At 66.3% G+C, this 12,746-nt stretch carries 10 protein-coding genes and 1 pseudogene; 5 read left to right on the top strand and 6 right to left on the bottom strand.

Annotated features, from left to right (window positions below):
* Positions 1–68: 68 nt before the first annotated feature.
* Together ACIHFB_RS26435 and pntB are read left to right on the top strand one after the other, a co-directional pair.
* Positions 69–1,610, top strand: a complete 1,542-nt coding sequence (locus tag ACIHFB_RS26435) for a Re/Si-specific NAD(P)(+) transhydrogenase subunit alpha (RefSeq protein ID WP_400128094.1) — start codon at positions 69–71, stop codon at positions 1,608–1,610.
* Between the two features lie 5 nt (positions 1,611–1,615).
* Positions 1,616–3,079: a Re/Si-specific NAD(P)(+) transhydrogenase subunit beta gene (gene pntB / locus ACIHFB_RS26430; RefSeq protein WP_365282043.1), complete on the top strand. Its 1,464-nt coding sequence runs from the start codon at positions 1,616–1,618 to the stop codon at positions 3,077–3,079.
* Between the two features lie 113 nt (positions 3,080–3,192).
* Here the strand turns inward: pntB and ACIHFB_RS26425 are convergent, their stop codons facing one another.
* The 5 genes from ACIHFB_RS26425 to ACIHFB_RS26405 all read right to left on the bottom strand — a co-directional run bounded on the left by ACIHFB_RS26425 (position 3,193) and on the right by ACIHFB_RS26405 (position 9,190).
* Positions 3,193–5,232: an ATP-binding SpoIIE family protein phosphatase gene (locus ACIHFB_RS26425; RefSeq protein ID WP_365282042.1), complete on the bottom strand. Its 2,040-nt coding sequence runs from the start codon at positions 5,230–5,232 to the stop codon at positions 3,193–3,195.
* Positions 5,233–5,368: 136 nt separating this feature from the next.
* Positions 5,369–6,067: an SDR family oxidoreductase gene (locus tag ACIHFB_RS26420; protein ID WP_365282041.1), complete on the bottom strand. Its 699-nt coding sequence runs from the start codon at positions 6,065–6,067 to the stop codon at positions 5,369–5,371.
* Complete coding sequence (locus tag ACIHFB_RS26415) at positions 6,064–6,921, bottom strand: SDR family oxidoreductase (protein WP_365282040.1); 858 nt, start codon at positions 6,919–6,921, stop codon at positions 6,064–6,066. Before ACIHFB_RS26415 ends, ACIHFB_RS26420 begins: the two co-directional genes overlap by 4 nt.
* Positions 6,918–7,712 carry an aldolase/citrate lyase family protein gene (locus ACIHFB_RS26410; RefSeq protein ID WP_365282039.1) on the bottom strand — a complete coding sequence of 265 codons (795 nt, stop codon included), beginning with the start codon at positions 7,710–7,712 and terminating at the stop codon, positions 6,918–6,920. The genes ACIHFB_RS26415 and ACIHFB_RS26410 overlap by 4 nt, the downstream gene beginning before the upstream one ends.
* A 47-nt stretch (positions 7,713–7,759) precedes the next feature.
* A complete protein-coding gene (locus ACIHFB_RS26405) occupies positions 7,760–9,190 on the bottom strand; it encodes an MFS transporter (protein ID WP_365282038.1) in 1,431 nt (476 codons plus the stop codon).
* 105 nt (positions 9,191–9,295) lie between these two features.
* Between ACIHFB_RS26405 and ACIHFB_RS26400 the strand changes: the two are divergent.
* Both ACIHFB_RS26400 and ACIHFB_RS26395 read left to right on the top strand, forming a co-directional pair.
* Positions 9,296–9,475 (top strand): annotated as a pseudogene (locus ACIHFB_RS26400) (LysR family transcriptional regulator); the annotation flags it as partial.
* 39 nt (positions 9,476–9,514) lie between these two features.
* Positions 9,515–10,195, top strand: coding sequence for a LysR substrate-binding domain-containing protein (locus ACIHFB_RS26395; RefSeq protein ID WP_365282073.1), 681 nt, complete (start codon positions 9,515–9,517; stop codon positions 10,193–10,195).
* 117 nt (positions 10,196–10,312) lie between these two features.
* Here the strand turns inward: ACIHFB_RS26395 and ACIHFB_RS26390 are convergent, their stop codons facing one another.
* Complete coding sequence (locus ACIHFB_RS26390) at positions 10,313–11,074, bottom strand: SDR family oxidoreductase (protein WP_365282037.1); 762 nt, start codon at positions 11,072–11,074, stop codon at positions 10,313–10,315.
* Positions 11,075–11,365: 291 nt separating this feature from the next.
* Between ACIHFB_RS26390 and ACIHFB_RS26385 the strand changes: the two genes are divergently transcribed.
* Positions 11,366–11,941 (top strand): helix-turn-helix domain-containing protein, encoded by a 576-nt coding sequence (locus tag ACIHFB_RS26385; RefSeq protein ID WP_365282036.1) that lies wholly within the window; start codon positions 11,366–11,368, stop codon positions 11,939–11,941.
* Positions 11,942–12,746 lie beyond the last annotated feature (805 nt).

Below are 12,746 nucleotides of genomic sequence, written 5' to 3'. Positions count from 1 at the left end.
CGAATTTGAGCTACTGCCCGTCATTTATCGCTGCTCAGAAACCATTTCGCATGCAAAGTGAGCTATTGATGTCGGAATCACCACCGCAGCAGGTCGGTGTCGTCGCCGAATCTGCCACCAGAGAGACCCGCGTCGCGGCGACACCGTCCAGTGTGCGTCAGCTCCTCGGACTGGGTTACGAGGTCGTCGTGGAGTCGAAGGCCGGAGTGGCCTCGGGCTTCACCGACGACGCCTATGAGGAGGCCGGGGCCCTGATCGGGGATGCCTGGCAGGCGGATGTCGTGCTGAAGGTCAATGCCCCGTCGTCGCAGGAGATCGGGCGGCTACGGGACGGCGCCGTGCTCGTTGGGCTGATCGCCCCGGGGTTCAACTCCGAGCTGCTGGACGAGCTCGCGCGGCGGCCCATCACGGTACTGGCGATGGACGCCGTGCCGCGGATCTCCCGGGCCCAGTCGCTGGACGTGCTCAGCTCGATGGCCAATATCGCGGGCTACCGCGCGGTTATCGAGGCCGCGCACGTCTTCGGCCGGTTCTTCACCGGCCAGGTCACCGCCGCGGGCAAGGTGCCGCCGGCGAAGGTCCTGGTTGCGGGTGCCGGTGTGGCCGGACTCGCGGCGATCGGCGCGGCAAACAGCCTGGGCGCAGTGGTACGGGCCACCGACCCACGGGCCGAGGTCGCCGACCAGGTCCGCTCGCTGGGCGGCGAGTTCCTGGCCGTCGAGGTGGAGCAACAGGCCAGCACCGACGGGTACGCCAAGGCGACGTCGGAGGCGTACAACCAGCGCGCTGCGGAGGTCTACAGCGAGCAGGCCGCTGACGTCGACATCATCATCACCACGGCCCTGGTACCCGGCCGCCCGGCACCCCGACTGATCACCGCTGCGGACGTGGCGTCGATGAAGCCCGGGAGTGTCATCGTCGACATGGCCGCGGCCCAGGGCGGCAACGTCGAGGGCACGGTGGCCGGTGAGGCGATCGTCACCGACAACGGCGTGACGATCATCGGTTACACGGACCTGGTCGGTCGCCTGCCCGCACAGGCGTCGCAGTTGTACGGCACCAACCTCGTCAACCTGCTGAAGCTGCTCACCTCGGAGAAGGACGGGCACCTCGAGCTGGACTTCGACGACGTGGTGCAGCGCTCCGTGACCGTGGTGCGGAACGGCGAGAAGACCTGGCCCCCGCCGCCCGTGGAGGTGTCGGCCGCGCCTGCGAAGGCGACCGTCGTTCCGGATGAGGAGGCCGCCGAGCCGAAGAAGCCTATGCCGGCGACTGCTCGCTTTGGTCTGGTGGGCCTGGGCATGGCCGCGATGTTCCTGCTGATCGCGTTCTCTCCAGCCCAACTGGCGGGGAACGTCACGGTGTTCGCACTCGCCGTGGTCATCGGCTACTACGTCATCGGCAAGGTGCACCATGCGCTGCACACCCCGCTGATGTCGGTCACCAATGCGATCTCCGGAATCGTGGTGATCGGCGCGCTCGTGCAGATCGGCCATGACTCGGCGACCGTCACCGTGCTGTCGTTCATCGCGATCTTGCTGACGTCCGTGAACGTCTTCGGAGGATTCGCCATCACCCGCCGCATGCTCGGCATGTTCTCGAGAGGCTGAGCACAATGACTGCCCATACGGCTATCCAGGCCGCCGACATCGTCGCGGCCCTGCTCTTCATCTTCAGTCTCGCGGGACTCTCCCAGCACCACACCTCGCGAGCCGGCGTCGCGTACGGCATCGGTGGTATGACACTGGCGCTGGTCGCCACGATCGTCATCGCGGGCAGGGACATCTCGGCCGTCGCCATCGTCTTGATCATTGCCGCGATGGTGGTGGGCGGCGCGGCGGGCATCTGGCGGGCCCGGAAGGTCGAGATGACCCAGATACCGGAACTCATCGCCATCCTGCACAGCTTCGTCGGCCTCGCCGCGGTGCTGATCGGCTGGAACAGCTACTACGAGGTCGAGGCGCACGGCTCGGCGCAGACTGCGATCGCTCCCGACCTGCTCCGCATCCACCATGCCGAGGTGTCCATCGGCATCTTCATCGGGGCGGTCACCTTCACTGGCTCGATCATCGCCTTTCTGAAGCTGTCGGCCCGGATCAAGTCGGCGCCGCTGATGCTGCCGGGCAAGAACGCCCTCAACGTAGGAGCTTTGGCCGTGTTCCTGGGGCTGACCATCTGGTTCGCGATCACCCCGAGTCTCGGTCTGGTGATCGCCATCACCGCCCTGGCCCTCGTTCTCGGCTGGCACCTGGTCGCCTCGATCGGTGGCGGCGACATGCCGGTCGTCGTCTCCATGCTCAACAGCTATTCCGGCTGGGCGGCAGCGGCTGCCGGATTCCTGCTCAACAACAATCTGCTGATCGTGACCGGGGCACTGGTCGGTTCCTCCGGTGCGTACCTGTCCTACATCATGTGCAAGGCGATGAACCGCTCGTTCATCTCCGTGATCGCCGGCGGCTTCGGCATCGAGGCCGTGGCGAGCAGTGACGACGAGCAGGGCGAGCACCGCGAGACCAGTGCGGAGGAAACCGCAGCGCTACTGGAGAGCGCCTCGTCGGTGATCATCGCGCCGGGCTACGGCATGGCGGTCGCGCAGGCCCAGCATCCGGTGGCCGAGCTGACGCGGACCCTGCGCGAGCGCGGGGTGGAGGTGCGGTTCGGCGTGCATCCGGTGGCGGGCCGGCTGCCCGGGCACATGAATGTTCTGCTGGCCGAGGCGAAGGTCCCGTACGACGCCGTCCTGGAAATGGACGAGATCAACGACGACTTCGCCGACACTTCGGTGGTGCTGGTCATCGGCGCCAACGACACCGTCAATCCGGCCGCGACAGAGGACCCCTCAAGTCCCATCGCAGGCATGCCCGTACTGAGGGTGTGGGAGGCGGAGAACGTAGTCGTCTTCAAGCGGTCCATGGCCTCCGGCTATGCCGGCGTACAGAATCCGCTGTTCTTCCGTGAGAACTCCAGCATGCTTTTCGGCGACGCCAAGAAGAGCGTGGAGGAGATTCTGCGCGCCCTGGCCCCGCTGGATGCCCAGCCCGGTCTCCGTGGCGCTCAGGAGCCGACCTTGGTCGGTTAGAAGGCGGCGCACTGAACAGAGGGGATTCTCCAGGCGCTCAGATGGCGGTCCATGGCCCGCGCAAGAAGACCATGGACCGCCACACCTGAGCGGTCCGGCAGGCCGTGCGGCCCTCACCTCCAGAGCAGTTCGGTCCAGATAATCTTGCCGTGGTCGGTGAATCTGACGCCCCAATGCCGACCAGTCTGGGCAACGATGAAGAGTCCGCGTCCGCCTTCGTCGTCACTGTGGGCGCGTTTGAGGTGTGGCGCGGTACTGGACGGGTCAGAAACTTCGCAGATCAGGCGGTCGCCCTCGCGGATCAGGCGCAGTGTGACGCTGCTTCCTCCGCCGTAGCGGACCGCGTTGGTCACCAACTCGGAGACGGCCAACTCCGTGGTGAAGGAGAGTTCGTCGGACGCTTCAGTTTCGGCGAGGTGTTGACGGATGCTCTTCCGGGCTGTGGCAACGGCTGATTCCTCTGCGGCGAGTTCCCAGGCCGCGACGCTGCCGGGCGGCATCTCGCGCAGGCGGGCGACCAGGGCCGTGGCATCATCGCGGGTGGCTGATTTCCCCTCCACCAGCCGGGAGACGATCGCCTCGGGAGCATCATCCGGGCTGACGCCGCTCAATCGGTCGACCAGGTTTTTGATCCCTGTATCGATGTCGGGGTGTTCAATCAGGCCGTCGCTGTAGAGCGCGAGTACCGACCCGGGCGCCACCTTGAATTCAACGACCTCGAACGGGTGGCCGCCGAGACCGAGTACGGGGCCGGGTTGGATGTCGACGAGTGACGCGCGTCCGTCCGGGTGCACAAGTATCGGCGGGGGGTGACCTGCGCTGGCCATGCTGCAAGTACGGGTGATGGGGTCATAAATGACGTACAGACAGGTGGAGCCCAACGGCGACTCCGGGCTCTCCGCGTCGATCCGGGCGACCAGGTCGTCCAGATGTGTCACTAGCTCATCGGGGGCGAGATCCTGATCCGCGAGTGTCTGCACGGCTGTCCGAAGCCGGCCCATCATTGCCACTGCCCGCTGTCCGTGACCCACCACGTCCCCGACTACCAGGGCCACCCGCACTCCGGACAGGGCGATGACGTCGTACCAGTCGCCCCCCAACTCGTGCCGTCCGGCTGCCGCCGTCGGCAGATACGCGCCTGCTGTCTGGGCCGCCACCATTTCGCCGGACGTTCGTGGCAGCAGGCTCTGTTGCAAGGCCAGAGACATCCTGCGTTCCCGCGTATAGCGGCGCGCATTGTCGATGGCGACTGCGGCCCGCGATGCCTCCCCTTGGAGCAGTCGCACCTCAACATCGTCAAAGGACGCTCTACGCCAGACCTCGATCGAGCCCAGCAGTAGCCCCGGAGCGCCCTGCCCACGCTCCGTGACAAGTGGTGCGCAAGCTACCGACAACTCTCCGGCCGCAGGCACCATGGCTCGGATCATGGCGGGATCGTCTCCGTGAACGGCGGTGATGGACGCCCGGCCGGTCAGGGAGAAGGCCTGGCCGCGCTGGTAGGCCCTGATGACCTCCTGGTTCGGGAGTGGCGGGAGGTCCTCGCCCTCCAGGAGGAAGCCCTCCGGCCACTCTCTGCCTGCGGGAGCGAGTGCTGCACGACGCAATGCCACATTGCCGCCGCCAGTCCTGTTCGGCGGCTCCTCTCCTGTGCTGATCTCCGTGGCGAGGCTTACGATTGCGAAGTCGCCCAGGCCCGGGACCAGAACCTCCGCCAACTGCCGTGCTGTCGTGAGGACATCGAGCGAAGTCCCCATCGGCTCCGACGCTTCCTTGAGGAATTGCAAGCGCCCAGCCTGCGAAGTCTGCTGCGAGACGTTCAGCAATGTGACTGCCAGTGTCGGTCGGCCTCCGATGTCGACTGACCTCACCACGCTCAATGCCACGTACAGTGGGCCTCCAGGTACCTGGAGTCGCCACCTCCGAGAACTTGGGTCGACGGAAGGCCGACCGGTCGCCAAAACGTCTTTCAGTCGGGATAGGGCTGTTTCTCTGTCCTTCCCCGGTACCAGTTCGGCCAGCGGAATACCTGGACTCACGAAGGTGCTGCCGGCGGTTGCAGGATCAAGGGCGGCATTCAATACGCACAGGTCCTCGCTGAGGAAGACAACGGTGGCGTCGCCTTCCAGGGGTCGCACCCGATCCACCTCGACCATGTGCCCAATATTAGGGCGAGATCTAGATACTTGCTCGAAAATGTCCGCCCGGTGCGGTGGTCAGGAAGGCCCGACCACCGCACCGGGCGGGGCGGCTCGCATCGTAGGCAGGTCCTAACAAGTCGGAGCTGCTGGGTCAGGCCTTTCCGAGGAGCCGTGCGAAGGGATTTTGTTCCGGAGTGAGCGATCCCTCTGCCCACAGCACCGAAAGCAAGGATTGGCGGTTCTCGCTCAGGCCACCGTCGACGTCCAGTTCGACTCCACTGAGATAGGCGGCGTCGGAGGAGCTGAGGAACGCAGCGGCGTCGGCCACGTCCTGTGCCGTGCCGGTTCTGCCCTCGGGGCGGTGCAGCGGGATGGTCGCCGGCTGGTGGTCGACATGCGCGTCCGTGTCCAGGATGCCCGGCTGCACGAGATTGCAGCGGACCCCGCGCCCGCCCCATTCGACGGCCCACGCCTGGGAGAGCCCTCGAAGCAGGCCGGTGGCCGCGCTCACGGCCGTCGGGCCGGCGCGTAGAGAGGACCCGACGGATGGGGCCACGAGCACCACGGATCGATCGTGGGTCGCGTCCCCGGCCATCAGCCATTCGATTCGCCCGGCAGCGGTGGCGATCACCGAGAGGTAGCTGTGCAGGTCCCCGGCGTCGAGCCCGTAGGCATCCGGTGCGCCCACGACGAGCACGACCCCGTCGACGCACGCAGTCGTCGAGGCGGCACCTACGTACCCGGGCTCGATGGTCACGTCATTGCCGGCCTTGCGGAGTGTCTCGGTGACCCCAAGGGTGATCGCACAGGCCGGACCCAGCACAACCGTGGTTCGTGAGTCGTACGTCATGACGCATCCACCTCATCGTTCTTCGCGAGCCACGCGAGTTCGGCGGAGTAGTCATGCAGCAGTGTCGGGAACCGGACCGATTTCGCCGCGTCGATCGTGATCTCCGCGCCCGTGATGTACGACGAGCGGGACGAGGCGAGGAACACGGCCAGGGCAGCCACGTCGTCAGCATGTCCCGCCCGGTCGGACTCACCGGCGCGCACCAGAGGGATCAGGCCCATGTAGTGGTCGCGTTGCCCCTCGGTCATACCCGTGCGGATGAGACCGGGGAAGATCGTGTTCGAGCGGATGCCATCACGACCGAGCTCCACTGCTGCGGCCTTCGACAGTCCCCGCAACCCGAACTTCGCGGCGATGTAGGGCACCACGCCGACCTCGGCTTCGCGTCCCTGTAGAGAGGAGACGTTGATAATGGATCCGCGCCCCGCGCGCCGCATCGACGGGATGACCGTACGCATCCCGAGCAGGGGGCCTTGCAGGTTCACCGCCAGGCTACGGGCCCAGGAGTCGTGTTCGGTGTGCTCGATGAAGCCGAACGCGTCGACTCCGGCGTTGTTCATCAGAATCGTGACGGGGCCGAAGGCGCTCTCCGCCTGTTCGACGGCAGTGTTCCATCCGGCGGACGAGGCGACATCCGTCTCGACGAACATCGCCCGCTCACCCAGCGATTGGGTCAGTGCGGCGCCCTGCTTTTCGTCGATGTCGGCGAGGATCACACGAGCGCCCTCGGCGACGAAGCGCCGCGCCGTGGCCGCGCCCATTCCCGAAGCCGCGCCGGTGACGATCGCAACGTCGTTCTCCAGCATGCCAGACCGGTAGCCCTCTGCCTCCGGTGTCGGCTGGTTGTGGCTCATCGGAGCTCTCCTGACCGGATTTTGTCGCGCACGGCGCTGAGTGCGTCACGGCTTCCTTCGAACACGACGCCGCGGTCTCCTGCCACGGTCACGATGCGCGATCCAGTCGAGTCGACCCCGCCGAACTCCCACGCGGCATTGGCTGTGACGTATTCGATCGACGCGGTTGTGCAGGCTCCCACGACCTGGTCGTGGAACTCGAGCAGACGCTCATGCTGCACCTCCCCGTTCAGCCCGAGTGCCATGGAGAGGTCGAAGGGGCCGAACAGCAGACCGTCCAGGCCGCCGTCGCGTGCGATGGAATCGAGGTTCTCGATCCCCTCGATGTCCTCGATGAGGCCGAACACGAAGACGTCGTCATTGGCGCGGGCGGCGTCGTGCGGCCAGTCGGTCGTGATGTGTCCGACCGAGCGGACCGACGGACACGCGCCACGGATTCCCTTCGGGCTGTACCGGGCAGCCGAGGCGAGCGCGCGTGCCTCGTCCGCGGTGCGCACATGAGGAGCCATGATCCCGGTGGCACCGAGGTCCAGGACGCGCTGAATGAAGGACGGCGAGTGATCGGGCACCCGGACGACGGAGTCGATCCCGACCGCGTCGGCGGCCCGGATGAGCTCTCGTATCTCCGAGAGCCCGAACGACCCGTGTTCGGCATCGATCCAGGTGTAGTCGTACCCGACTTGACCGGCGATCTCGACGATGTCAGGCGAGGGCAGTTGGACGGCGAGACCAAAGGCTGGCTCGCCGGCGTCCAGGCGAGTGCGGATCCTGCGGGGGCGGGGGAAGAGCATCGCTTCTCTTGCTTTCTGTACGTCGTTCACGGGCGTGGTCCAGTGGTTCAGGCGGTCGGAATCCTGTCGTCCGAGCGTTCGGGCTCCACAGCCTTCGGCTGCTGCCCGTGCAGCAGTCGCTTGCGGGCCTCGCGGATGCCGATACGCGGGCCGGCCTGGATCACCAGCGCCATCGCGAGAGCGACGACCGCGAGGTAGACGAACACGCCTTCCGTTGCGAAGGCGGCGATCACCGCGGCCACGATCACGCCGCTAAACACGCCGGCGACGCGGCCCATGCCATTGGCGAACCCGGCGCCGATTCCTCGGACCTCGACCGGGAACATCTCGGGAACGTAGGAGTACATGGCGGCGGAGATGGCCTGGCTCAGCAGACCGGCCAGGAACCCGGCGATCAGCAGGACCGGGACGCTCGGGATGAACCCGACGGCCAGGTAGGCGCCTATGAGGATCACCGCGCAGGCCGTGATGGTTGTCTTCCGCTCGAAACGGTCGATGATCAGCGCCGAGAGGAACGCCCCGATGACGTAGGCGAACGACAGGATGAACGCGAACGTGAGCGCATCGTCCTGCGGATACCCGCGGTCGATCAGGATGACCGGCAGCCACTGCGGGAGGCCGTAGTTGAGGAGGATGAGTATGCAGAACGCGGCCGTCGCGGCCAGGGTGCGTCCGATCAGCCCGCGGGAGAAGATCGCCGCGGTCGAGGTCTTCGTGGCGACCGGCACGAAGGTGTCGACGATGGGCGCCGGAAGCTCCCGACGCTTCGTGCGGACGTACTCCTCCTCGTACTGGGTCACCAGGGCGTCAGCCTGTTCGTAGCAGCCGTGACTGGCCAGCCAGCGAGGTGACTCGGGGAGCACTTTGATGCCGATCAACGCGATAATCACACCGCCGGAGCCGGCGACATAGATCCATTGCCACGTCCCCATCGGCACCACGATGCGCGCCACGAGCGCGATCATCGGCGCACCGATGAGCGCGAACCCGAGGATGATCGACATCGCACGTCCGCGGAAGGGCTTCGGGAACATCTCCGATGCCATCACCAGGATCGCGCTGGTGGCCGCCTGAAGTCCCAGGCCGGTGAGGAACCGTGTCACCCCGAGAAACACCGGGCCGGTGGCCAGGGCCGAGGCGAGGCAGGCCAGGGAGAAGAAGGTCACGGCGATGAGCACGACCGGCCGCCGGCCGAACCGGTCGGCGAGACGGCCGCCGATCAACCCTCCGAAGACCATCCCCAGGAAGGCCGTGCTGGTGAGGATGCCGATGGTCTCGATCGAGAGATCCCACTGCTCACGGATGACCGGGGCGACGTAGGCGAACGATCCCAAATCGACGATGTCGAACATGAACAGCCCGGCCAGCATGGCGATCAGGCCGAGATGTCGTCGAGTGGGGGCGGGGATTCGGTCGATGCGTCCGCCGATGCCGGCGGCGGGATCCTGGGTCGGCGAGGGAGCGGTCTCTCTGGTCATGCTGACTTCCTTGTCTGCAGGGAGAACAAGCCATTAGCACCGTAACCCGCAATGGTTCAGCTATTATTCTGTAATCCGCATCAGTGAGCATCGAGAGACAGAGCAATGAAACTGCAGATCGTGCACCTCCAGGCGTTCCTCGCGGTCGCTGAGACGCTGAGCTTCACCGCCGCTGCCCGGTCTCTGCACGTGGCGCCCTCGCGCCTCAGCCACCGGATCCAGGAGGCGGAAGCGGAGCTGGGTGCACCTCTGTTCCGTCGCACGACCCGCCGCACCTCGCTCACGCCCGCCGGGAAGTCCTTGCTCCCGCGAGCGGAGGCGATCATGCGCGAACTGAACACGATCGAGGCGATCTTCCGGACCGGCATCGCGAGCTCGGTACGCCTCGGTGTGCGGTCGCTGCCCTCCGATTTCCGCGACCGGTTCATCAGTACGGTGCTCGCGCCCGCCCTCCGTGGTTGCTCTGTCGCGCCTCAGCCGCTCGACTCCGACCGTCAGCTGAAACTGCTCCGATCGTGTGCCCTCGATTTCGCGCTGGTCTGGCGGTCCGAGGAGCCTTCCTCGCTGCTGCAACTGCCGGTGCTCGAGGAAGAAATGGGCGTTGCTGTTCCCGCCACCGGCCGGTTCCTCGCGCTGGATGCCGTCTCGCCCCGAGACCTCGTCGGACTGAGACTCGCCGCGACGGTGGATCCGCTGCGCTTCCCGGCCGACATCGCCGCGTACCTGGAGATGCTGCCGCTCGTCGACCGGGTCAACCCCGCAGTCGAGGACGGTCTTGCTCTGCTGCTGTCGGGCGGAGAGCACTGCGCGTTCCTCCCGCTCGCCGGAAGCGGACACACCTTCCTCCGCGACGCCCGACCCACCCAGTACGTCATGAAGCCTCTTACGCGCCCTGCGCGCCTGATCACCTACTTCACGTGGAGGGCCGACCAAGAACCCACGCCGCACCTGCGCCCGGCGATCGCCGCTGTACAGCGCGCGTTCCCCGAGCCCGAGGTGCGATAACGGGCACTCGCCCGCGAAGGTCGGAAGGGCTGTCATGAGGCCGCCGAGTTGGCCGATAGCGCCGCGTGCACGGGCCGGTGCGATTCAGGCCTGCCGGGACCCGCTTGTGTCACTGTTTCAGACCTGGGCCATGCCGCCGTCGACGAAGAGTTCGATACCCGTGATGAAGCTGGAGGCGTCGCTGGAGAGGAAGACTGCGGCCTTGCCCATCTCGCGGGGGGTGCCGATGCGGCCGGTGGGATTGCCCTCACCCATCTCCGCAATGGCGGCGGGGACTTGGTCTGCGCCCTGGGCCATGCCCAGGGCACTGCGCAGGGACTCGGTGTCGACAGCGCCGGGGCTGAGGATGTTCATCCGGATACCGGAGCCCTTGACGTCCTGGATCCAGGACCGGATGAACGCGCGGACCGCGGCCTTTGATCCACCGTAGAGGCCCATTCCGCGCGGAGGCTGGATGGACGCGGTCGAACCGATGATGACGACCGTGCTGCCGTTCGCCATCAGCGGCAGTGCCGGCTGGATCGTGAACAGGACACCCTTGGCGTTGACGTTGAAAGTACGGTCGAACTGCTCTTCCGTGATCGAGCCGAGCGCGGAGTGAGCGCCGATCCCGGCGTTCGCCACGACCGCGTCCAGCCGCCCGTAGCGGTCCTTGACCTGCTCGTACATCGCTCCCATGCTCTCCAGACTCGTGACGTCCGCCACGATCCCCAAGCAGTTCGGGCCGACGATCTTCACCGCCTCGTCGATTTGGTCCTGCCGTAGATCGGTGATCACTACTTTGGCGCCGTGGGCGACGAATTCCTGGGCAATACCCAGGCCGACCCCGGACGCGCCGCCAGTGACGACGGCGACCTTGCCTTCGAGTGTGAAACCCATGGTGTTCCTCCTGCGACATTCACGAGGATTACCGCGCAGCACCACGCTGTGGGGTACTGCGCAGACGGAGTGAGGGGCTCCCGCCCTGGCGGGCCGGCCTGCTGCAGGCATCTTCGGGTCAGATGGGCTTGCCGCCGACCGGGCGAGGAGGTGCGTAGGACCTTGGCTGTCCTGGTGAAACGGCTGCGGACATACGGTGCCCTACAGTAGAAGCGGGGGGAGCCCCAGTTATTTCAGTGTAAGTGGGCACGCCTCCACTTAGCAACTTCAGAGTGAGGGAGATTCGCCGATATGGCCAGGGAAGCAGGTCGCCCGCTACGTGCCGACGCGCAGCGTAATCGGGAGAAGATCCTCTCCGCGGCAGTGCGTATCTTCGCGGAAGAGGGCCTGGGTGCGCACTTGGAGCGCATCGCCAAGGAGGCGGGGGTCGGCAGCGGCACCTTCTATCGGAACTTTCCCACCCGAGAGATCCTGATCGAAGCGGCATATCGGAGCGAGCTGGCCAAGTTGTGCGACGCGGCCCCTGAGTTGCTGGCGACGATGCCGCCGCGGGAGGCCATGCGTGCCTGGATGGGCCGCTTCATCGACTACGCGACTGCCAAGATGGGCATGGCCGACGCTCTGCGCGCCCTGGTCGAGACAGGCGTCAACCCCTACGCCCAGAGCCGCGAACTGATGCTGGACGCCCTTGAGTCCCTTCTGGATGCCGGCGTTGCTGCTGGGGCCATTCGATCTGACATCAGCGGTACCGATATGTTCGCCGCCCTCACCGGCATCGCCCTGGCCTCGGGCAAGCCTGACCAGCGCGAACAGGCCGAACGCCTCCTCGACCTCACGTTCGACGGGCTGACTGCCCGCCTGCAATGAAATACCGCTGCTGATTGCAGTCCAGGACGCCGACTGCTCTCCATGGGATCAGCAGGTACGGCAGCCAGAGTGAAGATCGGGTACCGGCGATGAGTGGCAACCTGCCCTTCTTTCGTTAGCTTCGCGGCTGATTCAGCGACTCCTGCGGGCTTGATGGTGTCAGCGAGGATGCCTTGTATGAGGTCACCCGCCGCACTCCTGGCTTCCATGCCTGGCAGGATCCGAGCCGGCGGCGCATCCCGAAGCCCTCGACCAGTTGTGAGCCGACATGCGTGTCGACGGCTGGCACGACGAAAATCAGCTTGGGCACTTCTTGACCCGCCTGGACGAGGGGGCGACCGCCATACTCTTCCGCCGCTCCGTCTGAGGTGCCCATCTCGCCTACGTAGACGCATCCTGGAAGTCAGTCTGTTTGGTCACTGCGCCTCCCGAAGGAGCTGCCCCAACTGCTGAACCGGCGGTGACCGGCATTGGCGGAATGCCGAGGCTGAGCGCTGCTGGCCGCCTGGTCAAAGGTCTGTCGGAGGGGCTGGCGGCTTCTGTGTGGCCCCTTCCGCAGGCGGGCCCCGGCGACCCGGCGGGTGGGCGACGCCTTGAGGGCCAGCCGCTCTGGCCACGGCCTTTCCCGGGCGCTGGACGCCCCCGCTTGATAAGTGGAGGCGCACCCGGTACGGTTCCAGCTGAATCGGATGCGCCTCCACTTATGGCTGAGGCCTCCTCGCTCGCTCTATGGCGACGCGGGCATGACCGCTCCCTGTCACCGGCCCGCAAAGCGTGCGTACCGGCCACACCGGGGCCGTGGTGA

The organism is Streptomyces sp. NPDC051963 (genome assembly GCF_044593495.1).
Taxonomy (GTDB): Bacteria; Actinomycetota; Actinomycetes; order Streptomycetales; family Streptomycetaceae; genus Streptomyces.
Note: the sequence above shows the minus strand (reverse complement) of the source record. Positions and strands in the feature narration are given on the sequence as shown.